Genomic DNA, 23,564 nt, shown 5'->3' with positions numbered 1-23,564 from the left:
AGCGTGATTCGGGCAGGTGTCGAACCCTCGTTGGTGATGGCCCGAAACAGCGGGATACTAATCGGATGCACAGTGGTCAGAGGCAAACCCCGTCTACAACACATTCACTTTCACCGACATCGGTGGATCGACGATGCGGCGGGTGGGTGGCTCGAAGGTGGTGGGCCAGGCGTCGAAGATGCCGGCCTCATTGTCGGTAGTCATTGCGCGGCTGCGAGTGGTCGTCGGCCGGCGAGGTCGCCGGCGGGTGCGGGTGTCCAGCGCAGGCCTGTCTCGCCGAAACTTGGGGCGGTGAGGGTGTAGCGGCCGGTGCGGTGCTGCGTTCCACGTCCGTGGACGGTGGTGTCGAGGGTGATCGACTTGATGCGGCCCCTCCCCTGCTCGATGCCGCCGTAGCTGTGGACGGTCGATGCGATGGTGAGATCGATACCGGGCATGCGTCCGTCCGTGACGGCCAGGATGCTGCCGTGCCGACGATTCCTGGCAAGCAAAGCTCTTGCGCGCGTGGGTGGTACGTCTCGGCCGTGCACGGTCGTCACGACCAGATCTATGCCGTCGAGACAGATCGACGCGGCATCGAGAGGGTCGGTCGATCCCGGATCTACGAGGTGCACTTCTCTGGGGGTACTAGCACTGTGCGGCGGGATGTTTGCGTACATCTGTCCAGTTCAGGGCGTGTCTGGACTGAACGACAGTGTCAACGGACTGTCGGGGCAGATCGTGTATGCGATTCGAGGGCCGCGCTATCGACTTCCGGCCCGCAGGTCACCGACCAAGCAGCCGAACGTACTAACTTATTGGTTGCGTTTCGATTCATTACCCTTTACCTTCGAGGACGTGCATTTGTACTTTTCCTGAGACGGCTGAGTAAGGCCTTCCGCGCTCGTGGAGTGATCCGAGTCGGCGGTGGCCGCTCGTTCTCGACCCAACGCGGTCGCCGTCTTTGGCGTGCCTGTTTGCCGTCTTCCGGCTCGGTGCGTCCTCTCGAAGGACTCGAATGCTCACCTCTCCGAATGCTCGACCAGCACGCGAACGTGCTCAACTCATTGCCTCTGACGTCTGTGTGACGCGCGGGGCCGAAACAGTCTTGAACCACGTCGACCTCGTCGTCACACCTACATCCCGGATCGCCATCGTCGGCGAGAACGGACGCGGAAAATCAACCTTGCTGCACGTGCTCGACGGCACCCTCGCTCCCGATTCCGGCACGGTGCAGCGCATCGGCACGCTGGGCGTTGCTGAGCAGGAAATGCCTGCGCAAGACGGCCGAACGGTAGGGCAAGCTGTCGCTGACGCGATAGCCGAGCCACTCAGGGCATTGGCGGAACTGGATGCGGCCATGCTCGCCCTCTCCGACACATGTACCGACGGTGCTCAGCGATACGCAACAGTATTGGAACGCGCTGAAACACTTGATGCGTGGGATGCCGAGCGCCGCGTGCGGATCGCGTTGGAAGCTCTCGACGCCGAAACCGACCTAGAGCGGTCACTGGACACGTTATCCGTGGGGCAGCGGTACCGGGTGCGTCTGGCGTGCCTCCTGGGCGCGGACGACGACTTTCTGCTCCTCGACGAGCCAACAAATCATCTCGACCGGAGCGGCCTCGATTTTCTGAGTGCGCAGCTCCGGACGCGCAGTGGAGGCGTCGTGGCAGTCACCCACGACCGTGTATTGCTCACCGAGGTAGCGGACACCATTGTCGATCTCGACCCCTCACCCGATGGTCGAATCCGATTGTACGGCAACGGATATGCGGGATATCGCGAAGGCCGCCTCGCCGAGCGCGCGCTCTGGGAGCAGGAGTACAACCAGCAACAAGCCGAGCATGCCCGACTGAAAGACAGTCTCAGCGCGGCGCAGAATCGTCTGCAGTCCGGGTGGAAACCGGAGAAGGGAACGAACAAGCACGGTCGCGCGACCCGAGCAGGCGGGCTCGTACAGAGCGTTCATCGACGAGCGGAGCAGCTCGAAGCGCACGCGGTGACGGTGCCGGAACCACCTCAACAGTTCAGATTTCCTGAACTCCTACCGAGTACCGGTTCCGTGTTGCTCAGTGCGGATCGGATCACTGTCGACGATCGCATGACCTTCAAGGTGTCCTGCGTCCTCTCTCGCGGCGACCGGCTCGTGGTGACCGGTCCGAACGGTGCCGGGAAATCGACGCTACTGAGCGTGCTCGCCGGCGAGCTACACCCCACAATGGGCGATGTTCGCAGGTCACAGGGTATCCGTCTCGGCTTCCTGCGTCAGGAAACCGATCTACCGTCGAGCCAGCGCGCCAGCGAGGTTTACTCCGCGCACCTCGATGCGCTGATAGCGGCGGGGATCCTGGATTCGTCGGAAGCAATCGGCCTCTCGCACCTCGGTCTACTTCGTGCGCGAGAATCGAGCAAGCGGATAGGTGAGCTGTCGATGGGGCAGCAACGTCGCCTCGATCTGGCGATCGTGCTGGCGACAAAACCTCATGTCTTGCTTCTCGACGAACCGACCAACCACCTCTCGGTGGCCCTGGTCGACGAACTCACCGCTGCGCTGTCAGCAACCCAGGCTGCAGTGGTCATCTCCACCCACGATCGCCAGCTTCTCGCCGACGTCCACGACTGGCCCACACTGCACCTGGCCACAGCACCCGCGAGGGGGACATCGGCATGAGCGACCGCCAGACAGCTGGACTGCGAGCTCTCGCGCCGCTGCGCACACGCGACTACCGACTCCTCTTCGCTGCCGTCGGAATCGAAGTATTCGGTACCGGGATGTGGACGATCGTCATGGTGTTTCAAGTCTTTGCGCTCAACGACAGCCCCCTGGCTCTGTCCGCGGTGGCGACGGGGCTAAGCCTGGGACTGTTCGCATTCTCCGTGTTCGGAGGCGTGGTCGCCGACCGCTTCTCCAAACGCCGCATCATCATCACTGTTCAGGGATGCACCGCCGCCGTGATGGCTGCGGTGGCGGTCTTGTCACTCACCGACACCATCGCGCTATGGCACGTCGCAGCCGCATCGTTCGCGATGGGTGCCGGCAGCGCGTTTTTCTATCCCGCGTACAGCGCCTATCTGCCTCAGGTGCTCCCTCCGCAGCAGCTTCTCGCCGCAAACGGTCTCGAAGGCGCGCTGCGTCCATCGATGGGTCAAGGGCTCGGCCCCGCACTCGGTGGACTGGCTGTGGGCGCATTCTTTCCCGCAGTCGGTGCGGTCATCGTCGCTGCGTCGTACGCGATCGCGTTCGTCATCACCCTGTTCCTCAGCCGGCGAGAAGAGATCGGGGCGACACCGACCGAGGAGCCGACCAATGTGTGGGGCGATCTGAAGGCGGGTGTGCGCTATGTAACGGGCACACGGTGGCTGTTGTGGACACTGCTGTTCGGGTCATCACTTGCCTTGATCATCCAGGGGCCGATCGAAGTACTACTCCCCTTTCTCACCCGCGACCGATTCGAGGACGCCGAAGCTACATTCGGATTCCTGTTGGCCGCGTACGGAATTGGTGGCGCGACCGGATCGTTGGTGGTGTCGACGCTTCGGCTCCCCCGCCGGTATCTGACGTTCATGATCGCCTGTTGGGGCGGCGGGGCACTCCCACTGGCACTGCTCGGTGTGGCGAACAGCCTGGTCTTGATGCTCGCGTCGTTGTTCGTCGTCGGCGCCGCGACCGGTGCCGGCGTCGTCATCTGGGGTACGTTGCTTCAACGCCTCGTTCCTCCCGAGATGATCGGACGGGTCGCGAGCCTCGACTTCTTCGTCTCAATCGCGTTCATGCCCGTCTCGATCGCAATCGCCGGACCTCTCTCGCTCATCGTTCCGATACCGGCGATCTTCGTCGCCGCGGGACTCATCCCACCCCTACTAGCAGCAGTCGCACTGGTCGTCGGGCGGATGCGTGTAACCGAATTACAACGCCCACTCGACGCCTAGATTGTGCAACGTGTCATGCACCGCGCCGAGTTTTGACGTGATGACATCTCTTCCTGTAAGCCCCATCGTCAAGACTTCTTGACGATGGGGCTTCGGGCTAACCTCAAAGCGAACCGGCTGGGACGTCGGTGCGTAGCCGATGTTCTGCGTGGTCCGCCATCATTATCTGCTCCGGGTTGCTCGCCGGACTGCCCCGCTAGCTTTATTGCTGAGGCCCAGAACGATCTACCGTGACGCCGGCGTCGAGGTTCCGGATTATGTGCACGTACAACAGATCAGTGTCCGATGACCTGTCCGCCTCCAGCAAAGCAGCGCGCACATCGGCGTTACCTCGCCAGATTCGCACAGCCTCCTGCGATCCGATCGGGTAGCCCATGATGCCGCCGGATCCAACCCTGCCCGAAGTTCCCTCGACACTCTGGGTGACGTCGTGTACGAGCGCCGTGGCTTCGTCGAAGGTAAAGGAGGCAGCAGCTTGGTCCGCGAGGTAGTTGGCGACCGAAAGCTCCGAACCGCTTGAGTCGGCGGTGGCGGCTGTCGATATGCGATCGGTGTCACCAGCGACCGGATCGACGATGTAGCAGAGTCCGCCGGGTCGCAACATCTGAGCGGCGTTCTTCAGACCTAGATGGGGATCGTCCCACAGGGCGAGGTTCAGTTGAACGACGATAGCGTCGAATTGACAGTCCGCAAGCGGTGACGTGTTCAGCCTTTCTGCTGTCGCACATACCAGACGGGAGGATGGGGTGTTCTGCTGCGCTTCTTCGATGGCATTTGCGCTGGGGTCGATTCCCGTCAGAGTTGCGTCAGGGAATCGGGACCGCGCGAGCGCGAGGAACCCGCCGTCTCCGCATCCGATGTCCAGGATGCTTGTCGGTGGACGACCGTCGAAGTGCTCTAGCAAGGCACCGACCGTGTACTGGGAGCACCAGCGGGTGAATTGGCGGTCGTGTTCTGCACTGACGGTTCGGCGGGGTAGTTCTGTGAACCAGCGAGCAGCGATCGCCGGATTGCGTACCGGAACCGTCCCGAAGCGACTCGACGTGGCCGGTGTCATGTGCGCGCGGAGTCCGCGACACGGTCCGATTCGGCTGCCGCCCTTCGCGACGCTCGCCACGGCCCGATGAACGCCCAACACACGACGAGAAAGAGGAGTACGCCCATCCAGTACTGCAGCCAGAAAGCGTTGTCCATCCCTGCCAATGCGATACCGAAACCGAGAACGACGGCAGCGATTGCGGATGCGACCAAGGCTCGTCGCCACTCGGCCCATTGGTAAGAGACCTCTTCGGTCTTACTTCGGGCGGTTTTCGTGGGCTTGGGGCCGTGTCCCCATCTGTACGCGGCCCGCTGGTCTGCCCACCGAATAACACTGGGTCCGAACATGATCGAGAAACCTATGTAGAACGCGGACAGTCCGTGGGTGAAGTGCGGATCCGCTCCTCGTTGGAGATCGATCATGGTGATCGCGATCAGGACAACGTCGATGAGAGGGGTGCTCACGAGCAGCACGGTCGACAGGGTCTTCCGGCGGGCAACGTATCGAGTAAGTAGTCCGAGGACCAACATCACCCAGAACAAGACCTCACATACGATGATGGGAATCAGCACCGTCTAACACGCTCCTACCGTTGCTATTTCGACGTATCGGGTTACGCGGCGCGCGCACGCCGCAGCCTGCACATGCGCCGCGGGGCCCTCGCGGCGCACGTGGATCGTTCTATCCGGTGCAGCAGCAGCAGGGTGCGGTCGTACAGGTGCACCGTGCAGCGGTCGGTTCGAAGACCTTCACCTCGGTGGTGAATCGCTCGACTCCGAGTTCGGCGACGTCGGGGAGTGCAGCAATGAGACGAGACATGTTGCCTACCTTTGTTTGTCACGCCGTTGGATAACCGTTCTCGTCATCCAACGCAACCGGACCTTCCGGTCGGTACCGACAGTAGCGGGCTTCTCCGGCGAGCGGAATAGGTAAAGGGCAATTAATTAATCGTTCACCGAGGAGTTATGAAACTGGTACTTTAAAAACCGACCGAGCGCCTTAGTATCGATGCCAGGGGTGGTGCGGATTATGCGACGCCTGATGTGTGCATGCCGTCAAACACGTTCAACACGTATCGAACTCGCCGCACGGCCGGATGGAGGACCTATGTCGAGAGGTGAACGATGACGTACGACTACATCGGATCGAGAGGCTCCCTGGCCGCGCAGTTCGATCGCCTGAGCAGATCGGACCCTCGTCCGGAACGGCCAGCAACAATTATCGATGCCTGCACGCCGAACCAAGAGCAGTTGCGCGAAGCCGCGTTGCAGTCTCTCGGCCGTGGCAACACCGGACAGGTCGTCCTCATCACGCCGTTGCATACGCGTAACGGCGGACCTGGACCTCGAATTGCCTACAGAAAAACAATTCTCGATCTCGAGGAAGCACTGGTCGACGTCGCTTCCGACTCGTTGACGATCGTCAGGGCCTCTCGACTCATCGAAGATTTTGCTCCGGACTTGGACTGGGCGACCCGATTCGGGGTCCTGTGCCATGTAGAGGGCCTGATTTCTCAACCAATGCTCACCGCGTCGGACGCCGCAACTGCGGTGGCCTCCGCACTCGATCGGCCACCTCGCCGGGCACCACACCACTGGACAGTGTGGGGGCCAACCGTGGCAACATCCGAGCTTGCCAGACGATGCTCGACCAACGAGATACCAGTGACGTTGCAGTCGATGTCACCTGGCGAATTGGTATCGGTCATGACGGACAGCGGGGTCCCGGCACTTGCTGCCGAGCGGATTGTCGACGCTCAGCGTTTAGCTGCCCAAGGCGGTCTGGGCACCAACGACATCACAGAGCTCCTGGAGCATGAACCGGCCGAACCACTCACCGTCCTCGAAACAGTATTGGCCCACGACCAGAAGGATCAGCTCATATGACGACGAATCTGCACCGCACTCGCCTCGCAGCAGGATCGCGGGCGGTCGCATCCGAGGATCAATTGATGATCGTCGGCACCGACGCCACCACTCTGCTGCCGACAAACGCGTTGACGACGTTCATGACAGAGTTGATTGCGTCCGGTGGGGATCTGGATCTGCGGTCAGAAGAGTTCGCGAACATCGATGAGCGGCAACGCCACTCCTTAACGGAGGTGCGAACACTGCTGCTCGACGCCGGTTTTCTCGAACCCATCCCCTCAACCCCCACCGCGGCACGCCCGTGTGTGACGTCTTTGTTTGCTCGCGGTGGCGGGCAGGTCGACAAAGAGGAGATCGACCGGCGATTACGGGAGTCGACGGTAGCGATCGTCGGTGACCACATTCCGCCGGGGTTCGACAGCACCATGGACGAGTACGGGGTTGCTCTTCGACGCGTAGGCCGGGACTTCGATGCCGCCACCGGCAGCACCCTGACGCTCGTCGCGGCCTACGATGAGTACGATTCGATTCTGACACAATGGAATACGCACTTGGTTTCACAAGAAGCCGAAGCAGTATGGCTGTGCGCAGTTCCACCGGCCGGCAACAGCTTCAGCGTCGGGCCGTGGTTCTATTCCGGTCGATCGGCGTGTCACACCTGCTACCGGATGCGCCGAGCCAGCACCGACCACAACAGCGAGCTCCGTCCTCTGGTCGCACACGGATCGTCCCTGCCAACAGGAATTGACGCCTTCGGTACCGACCCAGCCTTCAACCAGATGCAGGCAAACCTGCTCGCAGACGCGATTGTTCGTCACATCGCTCTCGACGGTGTGTTCGGGCAAGCGGAACCCGGGCACTTCGCTACATACGAGTACACGTTGACCGGTCTAACCGTGGAAAACCACCGAATCCTCCGAGTACCGCGCTGCCCGGATTGCTCTCGAGCCCATGGAACCGGCCATCCGCAAGTGTGGTTCCACCAGGAAGCGGAGCACAGCTGATGTCCACGGTCACGGCGTGGTCCGACCCCAACGAGTCTCTCGACCTCATCAACGCGTTCACTTCTCCCCTGGTCGGTATCGTTCCTCGCATCTTCCACAAGGTTCACGATCTGGACGACTCCTACACCTACGCCATCGGATCGGAAACTGCTGCAAGCACCGAACTCATCGGCGCACCTGCCAACCAGTTCAACGGCGGCGGCGACACCGACGAGACCATCACCCGACTCGCCGCCGTCGGCGAGTCCGTGGAACGGTACAGCGCCGCCTGGATACCCGTCGATGCTCTCGAATTCGGAAGCACCGAGGATCTCTCACGTCGAGGTTTGACGACCGTAGATCTGGCCACTCTGCCGCTGTTCTCCGATGAGCAGTACGCCCAGACCGGGTTTCGCTTCGAACGACCGACCAGCGAAACAGCACTGCATTGGCGGGAAAGCTCCGATCTCGCAACAGGACGAATCGTCCACGTTCCCGCACAGTTGGTTCACCTGTCCGCGGGATTTCCCACACCTGAATCCCATATCGGTTATGCAACCAGCAGCGGGTTGGCCTTCCACGCAACACCGATCGAGGCTGTGCTCGGCGGCACTTTCGAGCTGTTCGAGCGCGATGCATTCGTCCAGACCTGGTACGGCCAGCTATCACTGCCGCTGATCGATACTTCTACCGATCCAGCGCTGACTCGATTCTTGAGGCGGTACTGCGAGCGGTCGGGGACCGAATCTGAACTCGTCGACATGACCGAGCTCACCGGTGTTCCGACCGTTCTGGCTGTGACCCGCAATCGGGCCTCCGACGTCGCACCGATCGCGCTCGGTGCCGCATCTGCGCCCACCCTCGCGCGCGCGGCCGCCTCCGCGGCCGTCGAGAGCCTCCAGACTCGAAATTGGGTCAAGGCCGAGCAACGCGACGGCACGACGCTGCAGCCGAACCCGAGCACGTACGACACAGACGTGGTCGATTTCGTCGATCACATCTGCCTTTACGCACACCCCGACATGATCCGACACACAGAGTTCCTGACCGCAAGCACGCACAGACGCGACGTCCGAGACAGTCCCGTTCTGCCCAGCAACAACCCAGCTGAGCTGCTCGATGCCTTGTTGGAGGTAGCCGGCGCATCCGGAATCGATCTCATGACAGTCAACATGACCAGTCCCGACGTCGCGGAGGGAGGCGGGCACGTGTTTCGGACATTCAGTCCACAGCTGCAACCACTTGATGTCGGTTTTCGGCGCCGTTACCTCGGCGGACAACGACTACGTAGCCACGCTCACAGCCTCGGACTCCGCGATACAGAGGTAACGACAGCCTCGATCAACCCGCACCCGCATCCCTTCCCGTGAAAGATGACATCTCAATGACTATCGATGACACGATGTCGGGGGACAACCTCGCCCACAGCGTAAATTTGCGGGACCTCATCTACAACGACGGTGTCCCTGCCTATGACGACCCTGCTGAGAACTACTTCGAGGCCTCGAAGCTCACCCGCCCCGGCTTGCCATGGGAGACGCCGGGAATACCCATGCTTCTCAACTCTCCTGATTTACAGTCGATTTCGCGTCGAGCTGGACGCAGATACGCCAGCAGGCCTTTCATCGGGTTCGAGTGCCCGCCGCCGCTTCACGGTACGTTGCACGACGCGCTCTACCGCCGGCGAAGCGCACCTTCGTTCTCGGCGCTTGCGGTTTCTGCCGATGAGCTGCACAGCGTCCTGCACCATTCGTACGGTTCGTACGCAATTAACGCGCACGAGAAACGGCGCAACACGCCATCCGGTGGAGCGCTCTACCCACTCGACATTTTTGTTTTGACACACCGAGTCGACGGACTGACCGAAAATACTCTTTATCATTACGATCCATTCCGAAATGGATTCGCCCTGATCGACGAGCACCCCGATATCGACAAGCTCCACAAATCGACCATGATTCCTGACGTCGCGGAGCAAGCAGCGGTGACGCTGATCATTTCCGCGACGATGTGGCGTTCACGCTTCAAGTACTCCCAGCGTTCGCTCCGGTTCATCTTGATGGAAGCCGGTCACCTCGCTCAGAATCTGCTGCTCACCGCGACAAGCCTCGACCTGGCAACCCGCTTATTCGGTGGATTCGTCGACGACGAAGTCACCGACATTCTTGTCGACCACAACGGCGTCGACGATGCACCGGTCTACATGATCATGTTGGGCCAACCTGGGTGAATCTGATCTACGCCTCGGCAATACCGCTGGCACATGTGGGACTGACCTCGCTACTACCGACGATCATGCGGACCACCCGCCCGTACTCGAAGCTGTGGCGCCAACTCACCAAACCTGCGGGCGGGGTGTACGACACCGCTACGGTCTGTTTCAGTGGCGCTGTGATCGCGATCTTGCTCCTCGACCGCGATGCGAGAGAATGCCTTTTCCACCTACTGCACGTTGCACACCTTTTACTCGTTCCGGCTGCACTCCTGGCCGGGGTGGGTTTCTACGTTTCGACCGTTGTGGTGACGAACCGAACGGTGCGAACCTTCACCCTGACGCGACAGTCACAGTCAGCAGGCGCGTACGGATGGTGCGTCATTGTCGCAGCGGCCGAAGAGGTGATCTGGCGGGTCCTCCCTCTAATCGTCTTGGCCACAGGCGACTACAGCCAGTGGCAGGTAGCGGCGATGGTCGGTTTGTCCATTCTTGGATTTGTACTGCTTCATAACCCTCTGACCCTCGATTCGAGGGAACGAGTTCTCGTGTGGATGTCGATGACTGCGTTCGCAACTATCACGTTCACCTTTGCGGCAGCGTCGGCAATAACGGCGTGCATCGTGTTTCACGTCGCCTACAACCTCACTCAGTTGACTACGAGTTTGCGTGGTCAGGGCGCTGCAAACCCGACACGCCCCAGCTAGATCTAGGAGCACTTCCCGACCGAGCCAGCAGTCCTCAACATGTCTATATCTCGCGACGCGGGCACTGGATCGACCGGGAAAAGGTAAGCCCGCGATGACTGATCGGGTTCAAGTATGCAGTCAACGCGTTCGCGATCACGCTCGAAGGACGCATAACCCCGAACGAAAACTAACGGACACCGAGGTCGGATCCGCCGTTAATCGGACACTTCCCCGTTCGGTGATCAGTCGCGGTTGATGTTCGAGAACAGTTCTCGGTTGGCGTGACGTGCGGCGTCGAGTTCTTGGTCGCGTTCGTCGAGTAGGCCGGTGAGATCGACGGTTTGTTGTTCGAGTGCCGTGATCTGTTGTTGTAGTCGTTCGATGTCGACGGGTGCTCCGAGTCCCGATTCGCGCCACGCTTGCTGGCCGAGCATCTCGGACAGTTTGCGTTCGAGGAGTGCGTTGCGGGCGACCAAGGCCCCGATACAGTGGTGTGCGTTGGTGAGGTCGGCGGCGAGCGACTCGCGTGTGACCGCCGCTGGATTCATGTTCGGTGGGGGAAGTGCGGATTGGGCGAGGTGGATCTGTGCGAGGAGATCGGTGTGCCGGTACAAGAAGGTGCGATCGACCTGCGCTGCACGGGCGATACCCGAGACGGTGATGCTTGTGCCGTTCACTGATGCCAGTCTCAGCGCCTCTATGACGCGGCCCCGTCGACGATCTGAATCGGCGCGTCGTCCATCGATCATAGGATCTGACATCGGTTACGTGCTCCGGTCGGGACGGACGTCAGGTACTGGCTGCCGAACCCGAGGTGCTTCGAGCCCCACCACGGCTGACCTTCCCTTTCGCACTGTCGACACAGACTCTTCGACCAGCGCCCGATCGGATTCCGACAAATCGTCGACCTCTGTTTTGATCTGGACGATCAACCGCCGTATTCGAGCAATCTCGGTATCGGAGGGCAGGGCTTCGGCTTTCGCCCAGTCGTCGGCGCCGAACGTTCCGCGGATCCGTTCCCGGCTGCGGAGAAGCGAGGCCAAATATCCTTCGAGGTCAGGGAGGTAGGACACGTCGGTCGCAAAGTGGGTGCATCCCACACACCGAAATCGGATCGGGCAGTCATGGCCACCGGCCGCGACGTTGCTCGGTTCGCTGCAACTTCCGTACGGAACTGCGACCTGCCCGACCGCGAGACGAACGTGCTCGGAGTCGAGCAGAGCTGCTGCTGCGCGCCAAATCTTGTTCCCATGCCGGTCGAAGTGCAACGTTGCCAGTCGATCGACCGCCTCTCTCCGGCGATCCTCGCCGACACGGTAGTAGAGCTGAGTGGTGCCGATGAAGCGGTGCCCCATCAACTCGCACAGAACATCGACACCAACTCCGGCATCGGCATGGCGTTGAGCGTAAGTATGCCGATAGGCATACAGAAATACTTGAGAGCGGTTGAACGGCAACAGTTTCGTCACTCTTACCCCTCCTTCTTCGACCGTCATCGGGACCGTGACGTCGGGTAGGGTGAGAAGCCACTCGCGGTGACGCGAGCCGAGGTAGTTGTCGTTGAGTGCTCTGGTGCCGTGGGGGTTGCGGGTGGGTGCTGCGATCAGTTTCAGCGCCGCGGTGGGCTCGTTCGGGTAGCGCAGTTGGACGCGTTCACGCTGGCCGATGATGATTGCTGCCGTTGCTTCGCTGATCGGGAGCCGGCAGCCGTGTCGGTCTTCTTTGAAGTTGGTGTAGACGAGCACGGGCTTGCCCTGTGCGTCTCGCTCGAGACAGTCCAGGGTCAGACGACAGATTTCGTCCGGTCGACGCCCGGTGTCGATGATGAGTTCGACGGCGACCCGAATCTCGCGTGTGCTGACTTCTTCGAGTCCGTCGAGGTGTTCGCAGATGTGGCGCATGACTTCGACGGGCAGATCCCTGCATTCCTTGACGACATCCGGTGGCATGGGAACGTCTTCCGGATAGAGAATGAAGTCGTCCGGCAACCCGTACATCGGTTCGCCTTCTCGGGTCAGGCCAAGAGCGCGCATGTTCGCGAGCAGGCGACGTGTCGACTGGATAGTCACCGCCCGGGTAGCGGGGGTGATCGTTCCTGCGGTGCACAGAAAGGTCAGACGGTTCATGAAGCCGCAGATATCGCTGCGGGACAGCAGATGTGGTTCGAGTCCTCGGTCACCGGGTCGCTGAAGTTTGAGGCTTTCCGAGAGCCTTACCAGTATTCTGATTTCGTTTTGTACGATTTGTTTCGCGTTGAGGGATCGTCGCTTGGGTAGATCGTTGTAGGCCCAGATTTTGGCGCATTCTCGCAACCAAGGCTGGACGATGTCTCCGAACTTGAGCACTCCGTCGTATCCGAATACTGTTGCATCCCAGTTGTCTTTGAGTCGCTCCGTCTCCGGACTGAGCTGCGCTCTGCGGACTTCTTTGACTATGTGCCTGCACGCGGTTCCGGTCTTGCTCGACAGACCCGACTGATCGAGTTGCTCGATCGAGGTGCATTCGTCTGCCAGCATCTTCGCAACCAGTGGCCGGATCCAGTCCGGGTAGGTTTGCGCGCCCCACGCGGTGCGCTGTTGGATTCCCAACAGGAGTTCGGCGACGATACGATTCGGAAGGCCTCGCAGACTGCATTCGTTGATCGTGGGAATCGCGGCCGAGGTGCGGCGAAAGTGGGGTTCGTCGAGACCGGCCGCCCCTGTCGGGCTCGCGAACACGAGCTTGTTCCAGTGCATGCGGTGGATGCCGCAGTAGATGTTCTCGATGTCGCGGTCTCGGGTGCATGCCGGTACTTGGCACGGGCCCAACGAGTCGAAGGGCTCTGTGTCCGAGCTGCCGAGAAACACGTCCATTGGGACATCCAGTATCCGTGTGCGCTGGTCGTGGTGTTTGCGGCACAGCAACGCAAATCGTGAGGCCCAAGGCCTGTCGCAGGCCGGTACGGCGCAGCGCCCCGCTCCTCGTGCCACCCATGGGCGTCCAGCTTGCACAAACTCGATGATCGTCTGTTCACTGCTGGCGTTCCATCGATCGAGACAGAAGGGGCAGAGGCTGAGTCGGCTGTTTGCTTTGATGCCGCATCCGGTCACTATGCATCGTTTCGGTCCCAGCAGAGGGTGGTCGGCGGGGAAGTACGCCACTCTCCACTCGTGTGACCAACCCATCAAGTCGAGGAACTCTTGCGTGATCAACGACCATAGATGCACCGCGACGGTCTCGTCCTCGGCAGCGGCCGCGTCGGCATGCGCGGGCAGCGGGTAAGCGCTGGTCATGAATGGTCTCCGATGAGCGATGACGGTGTCGGGATTCGGTCGACGGCTGCGCGTAGTCGCTCGTTCGAGGGATGCAGATACGGTTGCGCCGACGTGGGGGATGCATGCCCGAGCAGGCCCTGGATTTCGTCGAGTGCAGCACCCGAGTCGGCGAGGTTGCTGGCGAACCCATGTCGACACTGATGAGGGCTGATCGGGCGGTCTAGATTTGCTCGGACGCAGAGGGCTGCGAATAGTTCGTTGATCGCTCCCAGCGTCATCGGTGCGCCCAGCGGATCTCGAAACAGGTTGACCAGCAGGAAGTCGCAGCTTCGGGATTGCGGACTGCCGGTGCGTTCGAGGTAGTACAGGTCGAGGGCAAGGAGCACCAGAAAGTCGAGTGGCACGGTGCGGGATTGACGCGACTTCGCCACTGCCCCATTGGAATTCTCGCGGCGGACCACATGGACGTGTGCGCCGAGAATCAGGCAGTGATGCTTTGCGTTGTCCGGCAGCAGATGCAGATCGCTTCGCCTCAAGCCGGTCAGCTCGCCGCGGCGTAATCCGGCGCGGGAGAGCAGCAGGACGATCAGACGGTCTCGGGCAGATCGGCATACTCGGAACAACGACACGATCTCGTGATCGGTTGCTCTATCGACCGGCGTCGTCGGCTGACGCAAACTGTGTCGGGCTCGAAGACGATATCGCAAATGCCCGCTCTCCCCTTGCGCGGCCAGCGGCAGATCGCGGGTGTCGGCTAGTTCGTAGATCTGCTCGAGCACCACCCCAGAAGCTTCTTTGGCGATGACAGCATACGAGAGGAACCCTCGAACGCCGGCCAGGATCTGGTTGATGCGGGATGCACTGCGCACCGGTTCGACGCCGGGACCGGCAACAACGGGTGCGCCATCGATCCGGGTGTACTTCAACCAGACAATGAACAGGCCCATATCTCTTGGTGCAGTGCGCCATTGACGACCTGTGCGGGTACACCAACGTAGAAACAGTCCGATGCTCACTGCATACGCTTTGGTTGTGGACTCGGCGCGGTCTCGCCCGAACCGCAGCTCCCGAAGGTAGGAATCGACTACCGGCACGACGTCGTAGTCGTCATCGACGACGGTCCAGTAGCTTCCACCGGATGGCATCTTCACAGGAAACGCCTTCACACGCTCGACCCTTCGAAAGAGACGAGACGCTACAACAAGCACATCCCGAGAGAACCGGAACGAAAGGCTCTACGCGGCATGGTTGCACAACATCACGCCACGGGACGAGAAACCCCAAAGAAATGGATCTTCGCCAGATTGCCCCCGTGTTCGTGGACGGCGAGCAGGCTCAAGCGGGGTTGGCCGACGAGGGCGACGTGGTGGCCTGCGGCGGATGCTTCGGCGATGAGGGCGATGAGCATCGATCCGGCACCGGTGACGGCGATGGCGGTTCCGCGGGCCAGGGCACCGCGTGGGAGCAGTTCGGCCAGTGGTCGCGGCACAGGCATGGTCCGCAGGGTTTTGCCGCGTACAGCGGCGATGAGCGGTTCCGGATCGCTGTCGACGACGGGCGCGAGGGGTTCAGGCCGATCGGGTGCGGTGATGGTGGGCAGGTCGGCGGGTGCGTGGTCGCGTCGGCCGCCGGGGACGGTGGCCATGCGTCGACGGAGGACGTCGAGCTGGGCGCTCTTGTCGAGTCCGGTGAGGTCTTCGATCGCGTCGACGGTGGCCATGTGAATCGACCTTTCGTCGTACCGGTGGGAACCACCGTCAGAGTATCGAACACCCGTTCGAGTTGTCGAATGAGCTGGTGAGGTCGGTCAGCGGGGAACGGCGTGGCCGTCGAGGTCGGCCGCGGTGAAGGTCCAGGCGAGGTGCCGGTGCAGGTTGAGGGTGCGTTTGACCTGGTCGAGAGCTGCGACGACTGCCGGATGGTTGGGGTCGTGGCCTTCGTTTCGGACGGCGGTTCGTTCGTGGTGGTCCATACCTGCTTGGACGCCGCCGGGCTCGGGTTGGTTCCGGCAACAGTCATTCGCGTGAACGACTGGACGGGCATGGATGAGCGCTGGGTGTGGCCCCGCCCGGTGTGGGCGGGGCCGTCCGGCTAGAGATTCAGTGGCTGGATCGGTTCGTCGGTGCGGTGTTTGCCGAGTAGGCATTCCCAGGTCCGGGTGTCGAGCTGCTCGGGAGCGAGGCGTTGCCCGAACTTCGTAGCGTGGTGGATGTCCGCGTGCAGGCCGCCCAGATTGTGGGTGGCTGCGCGTGCGCCGCGGTTGTAGGCGGCGGATGCGATGGCGGAGAGGCGATCTGGATACATGGCGAGGGTCCTTTCGAGGTTCGGATGAGACGCAGCGATCGGACATGACGAGGGTGGACTGTCAAACCACGTCTTGGGAGCTTGCGACCGTGGTTTGACTGGACGGGGTCCCCGGCATGTCAGACTCGGGCGACTCGCACGACCCCCTTGGTGACCCACATGGGGCGACGCCGGAGGCGTCGAGGTAGTGCAGTGAACGTCCACTCCCCCGCATGACCGCCCTGACAGCGGCGGCTTTTCAGTTGTGTCGGCGGTCTTCCTCGAGGCCGCGGAGTCGATCGAGTTCGGCTCGGTGCAGCGAGATCTCCTCGCGCAGGTCAGCGGCGATCGTCTTCTGTTCGTCGATGCGTTCGGTGTAGTCGCGGCGCAGCTCGGCTTCGCGTTTGGTGGCGTCGGTGCGCTGCTGCGCGAGTGTTGCTGCGTGGGTGCGGTTGTCGTCCTGATGTGCGGAGCGTTCGGCGGCGAGATCGGTGCGCAGGGTCTTTGCCTCGGCACGTAGCTCTACCAACTCGGCCGCGAGACGTCGATCCTTCTCGTCGTAGCGGTCGATCGCCTCGCGGTGGCTGGTGTTGAGCGATGCCACGATGGAGTCGTGAGTGTCCTGCAGGGCGCCGATTTCGGCGCGTTGGCGTGCGTCGAGCTCGTCCAGTTCGGCGCGGTGTGCCGCCTTCCGCTCCTCGACCTGGGCGCGGGCCAGCTCGGCGGCGTCTTCTGCTTCCTCGGTCCGCTCCCATGCCTCGGCGGCGTCGCGGCGTAGTTCGTCGTTCTCGGCGTCGAGGGCGTCAGCGCGGACGGTCGCAGCATGCGCTGCCGCTTCGGCGGCGGCGGCGCGCTCCTCGGCGGCGGAGACGGTGCGTGCAGTTTCGGCGCGCATCAGCTCCAGTCGTTGGTCGAGAGCTTTCGGATCCGAGACGGTCCCGATCGCGGATTCGACCCGTTGAACCAGGGCGGTGAACTGCTCGGCCTGCGTGGCCAGCGCCGGGAGGACGGCGGCGAGCGATGCGACGGCCAGCTCGGGGGTCGCGGTGTCGGCCTCGTCGACGCCGGCAACTGCGGCGACCTTGCCGGCCTTCTCCGCTGCCCTGGCCCGGTGTGCCCGCACCCGGTCGGACGCGCTGGCGTGAATGCGGGGTCGGCCTGGCTTGCGGGGCGGCTCGGCTGCGGTCATGACTGAACTCTACCATTTCGTTTCATATCATTACGTTTCATTTCATTACGTTGCCGTAACGGAATGGGAGACAAAAAAGGGGGTCCCGGCCCCGTGATGGGACCGGGACCCCGACTGTGGGGGGCCTAGCTCAGTTGGTGCACCAGAAGGACCCGACCGGGATGGCTGCGCCCGGCTGCCCGGCGCACCACCGGCAGGTGGTGTCGTGCTCGATGCGTCCGAGCACTCCTTCGGCCTCCTCGATGAGGATGGGCAGCTCTGCTGCGCTGGCGAGCGCGAGCGCTTCGGTGGCCCACCGGGCCGCGCGCGGATCTTCGGCGGGGAGCTGAGCGGCTGTGCCGATGAGATCGGTGATGATCTGGTGATCGTTGAGCAGTTCGCTGTTGTTGTTCATGACTGGACACCTTCCAAAGGTTCGGATGAGACGTCCTGGACTGACAGGCTGAGGGTGGACTGTCAACCCCGAAGAGGGAGCTTGCGACCGTGGGTTGATTGGACGGGCCCCCGGCGTGTCAGGCTGGGACGACTCGTACGACCAAAATGGTGACCCATATGGGGCGGCCCCGAAGGGGGCGTGCGGACGCGGTCACGCGTCCGAATGCTGTTGCACTGCAACGGCTACGGCTACCGAAATCCCCTTGCGATGCGAGAGCTGTATTGCTTTCTCGGTGCCCGTGAGACCGACTGCCGGAAATCGAATTCGGCTCGATAGCGGCTCGAATTACCGTGTCGATGAAGAATGCAGATATCGGCGCTGGTTACTCTCTTGATGACGAATGCGGTTGCGCATAGCGAATGTGTCGATGAAAGGTTTTCCGGCTGTGGCCAAACGAGTGACAACCCAATTGGTGGACGATATCGACGGGTCGGTCATCGACGACGAGTCCGGCGAAACGATCGAATTCACGATCAACGGCGTCGAGTACTCGATCGACCTGAAAGCGAAGAACGCGAACGAGTTTCACAAGAAGCTCGACTACTACGTCGGGTATGCGACGCGGGTCGGTGGGCGTAAGCGTAAGCCCTCCCCCACTGCTGCGTCGACCGCGACAGCGGCCGGCGGATCGGTCAAGCGTGATCCGGCGCAGACGCGGGCGATTCGGCAGTGGGCGTTCGACCAGGGTTACGAGATCAGCGAGCGTGGCCGGATTCCGGCCGATGTGGAAGAGGCGTACAACGCCGCTCACTGATTTCGGTGAGCCGCCTGCGTCGACGTGAGCGGGTGCCGGTGGTGGTGCGCCGAGCGGGGGAGCTCGAGTGCTTCTATCTTCTTCGCAACTCAAGAAGAGCCGTCGCGCCCCACCGCCGCCCTCGAGAGATCAGCGCGAGCCGCTGACACTCCACCTCGGTGGCATCGCTTTGAGAAGTTCGTTGATGTGCTCGACGAGTTCCGCCCATCCGGGGTTGAGGCGACGTGCCTGTTCCAAGGTGATATCGCCGCACCCCCATCGGGTGAGCTGCAAGTTGTATCGCGTCCAGATCGGGTCCATACCCAGGCAGATCGTGGCCATCATCGCTCTCGTGAGCTGCGCCGGACTGTCGGGAGGTTGCCTCAAGTGTTCGAGCTCCGAGATATTGCGCGCCGAGCAGGGAAACACGGTTGAAATCTGCTCGGCGAGTCGACGTTGAGAGAGCAACGGACTGCCGTCTTTGCGGCGCCGATGAATCCGGCGGCGCGTCATCTCCAGATAGAAGCCCCATGGGGTTTCAGGCACGTACGAACTGGGCGGCCTGGGATTATCAGCGGTTGTGGTGGATGCGCGGGCGTCTTCCATGAACTGTCGAAGGTCAGCAAGGTAGGCCACTTCCTCGTCGACGATCTTCGGTTGGGCATCGAGTTCGCGGCGAAGCTCGTCAGCGGAGGCAACGGGGGCCTCGAAGTGGTCAAACGCCGCCCTCAGTCCTCCCTGGTCTCCCAGCACGACGTGCCCGGTGATCGCTGCCAGCGTGGCGGCGAAGAAGGCCCCGTGGGCGAGATGCTTGGAGTGCGACACGGCGAGCCGTTTGCCACGGCGGTACCGCGGCTCGTGGTCTTCCACGACGTAGTAGGGCGCAGCGCAGTGAGCGACCTCGTGCAGCAGCACACGGGTGGTCAACATGGCGGGGTGCAATGAGACGGTCCACCGTGTGGTCTGCGGATGCCCCCATGGACTAGCGAAGGACTCCCTGAGATTGAGATGTTGGTGTTCAGATCCTCCCCCGACTATTTCGATGGGCGGGGTGTTCGGAAAGTGGGACTGCCACCACGAGCTGGAGGTCAGGCTGTCGACGAGTGCCTGGCAAGCGGCGATATCGTCGAGGACTTCGTCTGAACCGACGGCTTGTTCTGCAGAATAGACTCGCCAATCGGACAACCCCTCGTCAAACGGCATTCGATGATCGTAGCGATCGCTCTGACCGCGACACTGGTTGTGCGCGCTCAGCCAGTTCGGGAAAACGTGTCGGTGTCGGCCTCTACGGTGTCGCGTGTGAGCGAGAGCGACGATGTGGGGGTAACTCCGGTGCCTGATCGTGTGCTCTACGAGCTCGCCGACGTTCTGACGGACAGAGTCGATCAACTGCTCGACCGGCTCACCGATCGAGCCATGGCGGCACCGGTGCCCGGATCGCGCACATGGGAGTCGGCGTGGAATGAGCGAGACACAGTAGTGGGGCGTGCCCGCGACCACGAAAGATCTCGAGTTCGGAATGAATTGACACGCCTGGCAGTCTCCAAACTCAGCCCCAAGCACGCTGTCGCCGTTGAGGTCCCAGCTCGACATCGGCAGGCGGTCAGGACCCGCACTGCGGGCACGGGTCGTAGTCGTGTCGACGACGCGCAGCTGGCTTTCTTCTGACGATTCCCGTCGTACCCTCCCACTTCAGAATGCGGCAGATCAGTCTCGGTACACCGATTCGTATCGGTACCAGGGGCCGTCGAGGTGAGTCGGGGAGAAATCAGCATTGTTGAGGCCGCCCGGTTCGCGATCAGGCGAATAGACCCATCCGCTCGTAAAGCCGAAGAAGACGGTTGAATTGTCGACGAAGTAGACCTCTCCTGAGGAGACGCCTCGCGCGCTACTGATATCGAAAGGTCCGATCTCGAACTCCTCGCGGGACGTGCCGGGGTTCTCCCGGATGTCGACGGCGATGGCCTCGAACTCGCTGCGCTTGTCGAGGAAGGTCGTAGCTGGCCCCCACACCACGAACGCAAAGGCGACTATGACGAGGACGGGCGCAGGAAGTATCCACCAGGACCAACGTCGGTCGCGGCCGAGCACGTAGAGGGTTCGGATAGCCCACACCAGGCCGGTGACAGCCAAAACAGCAAGGACGAGTAGATGGGCCAGCAGTGGGTCGGCCCAGGTGTGTGCGCCGAACGGAGACGGCCACCAATTTCGTTTGACGCAGACCCATACCGCAACGGCGGCTGTCACGAAGGTCAGCAGTATTGGACCGGGTGGCTTCGACCGTGTCGGCTCGCCCGTGAGCTGCTGATGCACCCAACCGTCGAGCGATTTCATTCTCGCCATCGCGTCAGGGTATCGGTCACAGCGCTGCGGTCACCCTCGCCGCGGGCAGAGTCGAGGTTCGAGACCCGTTCAAGCTCGAACCCGGTGGCACGGCCGATCTCGAGTGCTTCCATCTCCTATGCAATTCCCAGATTAGGACACCGGGAACTGTCGGTGCCCTTCTCTACAGTGTCATGGGGGCGAGAGTGACGTTGTCGGGGCGTTCCCGGTGTCCGATCGTGTACTCGATAGGCTCGCTGAGGTGCTGTTGGACAGGATTGATCAGCTACTCGACCGACTAGCCGAACGGGCTTTGGCAGCACCGACGCCGGACTCACGAGTATGGGAATCGGAGTGGAACGAGCGAGACACCACGGATCTGTGGACCGGACTACGGAGCGGCGATTCTTGTGGGATCCAGTTCATGATCCTCGTTGCCGGTAAGCAAACCAGTCAGGCGCTAACTCCTCGCGCCCACGGAAGTTGTTCGGATTTGGAGTGCACCGAACGGTGTAGAGCCACCCGGTTCGGGAAAGGGTGCTACTGCGTTTGCCATCTACGAAGTACACGCAGTTGTTATCTGCGACATACACCGTCGAGAACGACACCCCGCTGATTTCGATCGACACGAGCCGCTGATTGCCCTCGTCGAGCATCGATATGGCCAGGTCCTCCATCTGCGTTCTGGCGCGCTCGAAGTCACGGTCCACCGGTAGTTCGATCACAACGAAGGCAACAGCAGCAACCAAGACCGTGACAGGCGCAATGATACTCGGCCATGGCCACCGCCGACAATTCTTGCGGTAGCTGTACAGGCGGTAAATCCACACCACGCCGACAACGATGAGGCCGGCCACCGCTGCCCACACGATCACCAGGTCGAGGAAGAGGTTCCACGGCGAGCGATAGTCCCACCATTCGAATCGGTTCCCCGCAAGAAGTAAGAGGAACGCAGCCGCCGCAAACGCGGTGCCGAAACCCGGTCGAGCCCGCGTCTGTAGTTCTGTGTCGTCAGTCAAGACCTACATCCTTTGACTTTCAATCGCGCCATGAGGCTGTGAATTCGACGTCTGCAACTCAGTGATCTCACCCATCACCGCTCTACCGCTACAGCGGCGCTTTTAAAGGAGTATCCAGCAAACTGAGGCGTGAGAATCCCCGTCCGCGCGCGAGGGCTGCACGCGGCGGGCGCGCTGATCCGTTCGACTTCGCGCGAGAGCGGTTCGGACTCTCAAGAAGGTCCGCGTTCCGCGCTATCCTTTCCCCGGACCGTAACTGGCGCTACGGATGGGTCACCATCGGGGAGCGGTCTCGCCTGATGGCGTTCGCCGCGCGCCTGGGCTTCCCCCGAGCCGAGGAGCGCCATGAGCCATACCCCACCGCCCAACACCGCCGACGCACATGGACAAGCCGGACCCGCTGCCCGCACGACGGGTGGGCTGCTACCACCGATCACGGCGGGCGTGGTCTCGGCTCTGGTCGGGTTCAGCAGCGCGTTCGTCGTCGTCCTGAGCGGACTTACCGCTGTCGGCGCGAACCGCGATCAAGCCGCTAGTGGACTGCTTGCTGTCAGCGTCACGATGGGCCTGGCCTGCATCGTGCTTTCCTGGCGCACCCGGTTGCCAATCACCGCAGCCTGGTCGACGCCCGGTGCGGCGCTGCTCGCGACCACCGGCACCGTCGATGGCGGCTGGCCTGCTGCAGTCGGGGCGTTCCTCGTCACCGGCGTGCTGATTGTGCTCACCGGGCTCGTCCCCCAGCTCGCCGGGCTCGTCACTCGTATTCCCACCTCGCTCGCCCAGGCCATGCTCGCTGGAGTCCTGCTGCAGCTCTGTCTCGGCCCGATCACCGGCCTAGCGGCAAACCCGCTCGCCGTCGCCCCGGTCATCGGCCTCTGGCTTGTCGCCCTGCGGTTCGCACCCCGGTGGGCGGCGCCCCTGGCCTTTCTCGCCGCCGCGGTCGTCATCGGCGTCACACTGGCGACCGGCAAAACCGCGGTCGACCCGGCGAACCTCGTGCCCCGGATCGACCTGACCGCACCGACTCTTACCGTCGCTGGCGTCGTCGGGATCGCGCTGCCACTATTCCTGGTCACCATGGCCTCGCAGAACGTCCCCGGCGTCGCAGTCATGGCCGGTCTCGGTTACCAGGTTCCCTGGCGGCGCTCGATGATTGTCACCGGCGTAGGCACCCTGCTCGGCGCGACCGCCGGTGGGCATGCAATAAACCTCGCCGCGATCAGCGCCGCCCTCGCGGCTGGACCGGAGGCGGGTGAGGACCGCTCACGCCGGTGGATCGCCAGTCTGACAGCGGGGATGGTCCTGATCGTGCTCGGCGTGGCGTCAGCCTCGTTCGGCACACTCGTCGCGCTGGCCCCCGTCGGCGTCGTCGCTGCGGTCGCCGGACTCGCCCTGCTCGGCACTCTCGCCGCGTCACTGACAGCCGCTCTTGCTGACCCGGTCACCCGCATGCCCGCCGTCATCACCTTCGCTACCGCCGCGTCCGGCACGGTCATCATCGGAGTCAGCGCGGCTTTCTGGGCGCTCGTGGCCGGGCTCGTTGCGCGCTTCCTACTGTCTGGGACTGCGGGAGCACACCCGGCGACACCGCGTTCAACGCCACCAACATTTCGATGACGTCCAGC

The 23,564-nt window shown here is 62.2% G+C and carries 24 protein-coding genes and 1 riboswitch; of the genes, 9 read left to right on the top strand and 15 right to left on the bottom strand.

Features of this window, described 5'->3' with window-relative positions:
• Positions 1-200: 200 nt before the first annotated feature.
• On the bottom strand, positions 201-614 hold the full coding sequence (locus tag CH275_RS16970; RefSeq protein ID WP_256991079.1) for a hypothetical protein: 414 nt from the start codon (positions 612-614) through the stop codon (positions 201-203).
• Between the two features lie 383 nt (positions 615-997).
• On the opposite strand from CH275_RS16970, the gene CH275_RS16965 reads away from it, so the two are divergent.
• Together CH275_RS16965 and CH275_RS16960 are read left to right on the top strand one after the other, a co-directional pair.
• Entirely contained in the window at positions 998-2,653 is a 1,656-nt protein-coding gene (locus CH275_RS16965) for an ABC-F family ATP-binding cassette domain-containing protein (protein WP_094679506.1), read from the top strand.
• Positions 2,650-3,912, top strand: coding sequence for an MFS transporter (locus CH275_RS16960; protein ID WP_094679505.1), 1,263 nt, complete (start codon positions 2,650-2,652; stop codon positions 3,910-3,912). The genes CH275_RS16965 and CH275_RS16960 overlap by 4 nt, the downstream gene beginning before the upstream one ends.
• Before the next feature lie 202 nt (positions 3,913-4,114).
• On the opposite strand, the gene CH275_RS16955 is transcribed toward CH275_RS16960, so the two are convergent.
• From CH275_RS16955 to CH275_RS16950, 3 genes are all read right to left on the bottom strand, one after another.
• Positions 4,115-4,969, bottom strand: coding sequence for a class I SAM-dependent methyltransferase (locus CH275_RS16955; protein WP_179276197.1), 855 nt, complete (start codon positions 4,967-4,969; stop codon positions 4,115-4,117).
• Entirely contained in the window at positions 4,966-5,415 is a 450-nt protein-coding gene (locus CH275_RS29525; protein WP_170946076.1) for a hypothetical protein, read from the bottom strand. Before CH275_RS29525 ends, CH275_RS16955 begins: the two co-directional genes overlap by 4 nt.
• A 217-nt stretch (positions 5,416-5,632) precedes the next feature.
• Positions 5,633-5,770 carry a plantazolicin family TOMM peptide gene (locus tag CH275_RS16950; RefSeq protein WP_094679503.1) on the bottom strand — a complete coding sequence of 46 codons (138 nt, stop codon included), beginning with the start codon at positions 5,768-5,770 and terminating at the stop codon, positions 5,633-5,635.
• Positions 5,771-6,075: 305 nt separating this feature from the next.
• On the opposite strand from CH275_RS16950, the gene CH275_RS16945 reads away from it, so the two are divergent.
• From CH275_RS16945 to CH275_RS16925, 5 genes are read left to right on the top strand one after another with little or no spacing between them, the layout of a single operon-like run.
• On the top strand, positions 6,076-6,837 hold the full coding sequence (locus tag CH275_RS16945) for a hypothetical protein (protein ID WP_094679502.1): 762 nt from the start codon (positions 6,076-6,078) through the stop codon (positions 6,835-6,837).
• Positions 6,834-7,823, top strand: coding sequence for a TOMM precursor leader peptide-binding protein (locus CH275_RS16940; RefSeq protein ID WP_094679501.1), 990 nt, complete (start codon positions 6,834-6,836; stop codon positions 7,821-7,823). Before CH275_RS16945 ends, CH275_RS16940 begins: the two co-directional genes overlap by 4 nt.
• On the top strand, positions 7,823-9,172 hold the full coding sequence (locus CH275_RS16935; protein WP_143546804.1) for a YcaO-like family protein: 1,350 nt from the start codon (positions 7,823-7,825) through the stop codon (positions 9,170-9,172). Before CH275_RS16940 ends, CH275_RS16935 begins: the two co-directional genes overlap by 1 nt.
• A gap of 14 nt (positions 9,173-9,186) precedes the next feature.
• Positions 9,187-10,032 (top strand): SagB/ThcOx family dehydrogenase, encoded by an 846-nt coding sequence (locus tag CH275_RS16930; RefSeq protein ID WP_256991078.1) that lies wholly within the window; start codon positions 9,187-9,189, stop codon positions 10,030-10,032.
• Positions 10,029-10,721 carry a CPBP family glutamic-type intramembrane protease gene (locus tag CH275_RS16925; protein ID WP_094679499.1) on the top strand — a complete coding sequence of 231 codons (693 nt, stop codon included), beginning with the start codon at positions 10,029-10,031 and terminating at the stop codon, positions 10,719-10,721. The genes CH275_RS16930 and CH275_RS16925 overlap by 4 nt, the downstream gene beginning before the upstream one ends.
• A gap of 224 nt (positions 10,722-10,945) precedes the next feature.
• Here CH275_RS16925 and CH275_RS16920 read toward each other — a convergent pair whose 3' ends face one another.
• The 8 genes from CH275_RS16920 to CH275_RS16890 form a co-directional block, all read right to left on the bottom strand.
• Positions 10,946-11,380 (bottom strand): hypothetical protein, encoded by a 435-nt coding sequence (locus CH275_RS16920; RefSeq protein ID WP_256991077.1) that lies wholly within the window; start codon positions 11,378-11,380, stop codon positions 10,946-10,948.
• 87 nt (positions 11,381-11,467) lie between these two features.
• Positions 11,468-13,975 (bottom strand): tyrosine-type recombinase/integrase, encoded by a 2,508-nt coding sequence (locus CH275_RS30030; RefSeq protein ID WP_256991076.1) that lies wholly within the window; start codon positions 13,973-13,975, stop codon positions 11,468-11,470.
• A complete protein-coding gene (locus CH275_RS16910) occupies positions 13,972-15,102 on the bottom strand; it encodes a tyrosine-type recombinase/integrase (protein WP_094679517.1) in 1,131 nt (376 codons plus the stop codon). Before CH275_RS16910 ends, CH275_RS30030 begins: the two co-directional genes overlap by 4 nt.
• 113 nt (positions 15,103-15,215) lie before the next feature.
• Positions 15,216-15,677 carry a hypothetical protein gene (locus CH275_RS16905; protein ID WP_256991075.1) on the bottom strand — a complete coding sequence of 154 codons (462 nt, stop codon included), beginning with the start codon at positions 15,675-15,677 and terminating at the stop codon, positions 15,216-15,218.
• Between the two features lie 87 nt (positions 15,678-15,764).
• Complete coding sequence (locus CH275_RS29520) at positions 15,765-15,929, bottom strand: hypothetical protein (protein ID WP_179276196.1); 165 nt, start codon at positions 15,927-15,929, stop codon at positions 15,765-15,767.
• 119 nt (positions 15,930-16,048) lie between these two features.
• Positions 16,049-16,261, bottom strand: a complete 213-nt coding sequence (locus tag CH275_RS16900; protein ID WP_094679497.1) for a hypothetical protein — start codon at positions 16,259-16,261, stop codon at positions 16,049-16,051.
• 238 nt (positions 16,262-16,499) lie between these two features.
• On the bottom strand, positions 16,500-17,429 hold the full coding sequence (locus CH275_RS16895; RefSeq protein WP_094679496.1) for a hypothetical protein: 930 nt from the start codon (positions 17,427-17,429) through the stop codon (positions 16,500-16,502).
• Positions 17,430-17,559: 130 nt separating this feature from the next.
• Positions 17,560-17,823 carry a hypothetical protein gene (locus CH275_RS16890; protein WP_094679495.1) on the bottom strand — a complete coding sequence of 88 codons (264 nt, stop codon included), beginning with the start codon at positions 17,821-17,823 and terminating at the stop codon, positions 17,560-17,562.
• A gap of 427 nt (positions 17,824-18,250) precedes the next feature.
• On the opposite strand from CH275_RS16890, the gene CH275_RS16885 reads away from it, so the two are divergent.
• Entirely contained in the window at positions 18,251-18,619 is a 369-nt protein-coding gene (locus CH275_RS16885) for a histone-like nucleoid-structuring protein Lsr2 (protein WP_094679494.1), read from the top strand.
• 129 nt (positions 18,620-18,748) lie between these two features.
• Here CH275_RS16885 and CH275_RS16880 read toward each other — a convergent pair whose 3' ends face one another.
• The 3 genes from CH275_RS16880 to CH275_RS16865 all read right to left on the bottom strand — a co-directional run bounded on the left by CH275_RS16880 (position 18,749) and on the right by CH275_RS16865 (position 21,939).
• Positions 18,749-19,528 carry a hypothetical protein gene (locus tag CH275_RS16880; protein WP_143546803.1) on the bottom strand — a complete coding sequence of 260 codons (780 nt, stop codon included), beginning with the start codon at positions 19,526-19,528 and terminating at the stop codon, positions 18,749-18,751.
• Positions 19,529-20,305: 777 nt separating this feature from the next.
• A complete protein-coding gene (locus tag CH275_RS16870; protein ID WP_094679491.1) occupies positions 20,306-20,941 on the bottom strand; it encodes a DUF1109 domain-containing protein in 636 nt (211 codons plus the stop codon).
• Positions 20,942-21,342: 401 nt separating this feature from the next.
• Positions 21,343-21,939: a hypothetical protein gene (locus tag CH275_RS16865; RefSeq protein WP_094679490.1), complete on the bottom strand. Its 597-nt coding sequence runs from the start codon at positions 21,937-21,939 to the stop codon at positions 21,343-21,345.
• Between the two features lie 242 nt (positions 21,940-22,181).
• Positions 22,182-22,269, top strand: a riboswitch (ZMP/ZTP riboswitch).
• A gap of 15 nt (positions 22,270-22,284) precedes the next feature.
• On the opposite strand from CH275_RS16865, the gene CH275_RS16860 reads away from it, so the two are divergent.
• A complete protein-coding gene (locus CH275_RS16860) occupies positions 22,285-23,556 on the top strand; it encodes a benzoate/H(+) symporter BenE family transporter (protein WP_094679489.1) in 1,272 nt (423 codons plus the stop codon).
• Positions 23,557-23,564: the final 8 nt, after the last annotated feature.

Origin of the sequence: Rhodococcus sp. 06-235-1A, from assembly GCF_002258785.1 — a bacterium.
GTDB lineage: Bacteria > Actinomycetota > Actinomycetes > Mycobacteriales > Mycobacteriaceae > Rhodococcoides.
This window is presented reverse-complemented; position numbering and strand designations above follow the sequence as displayed.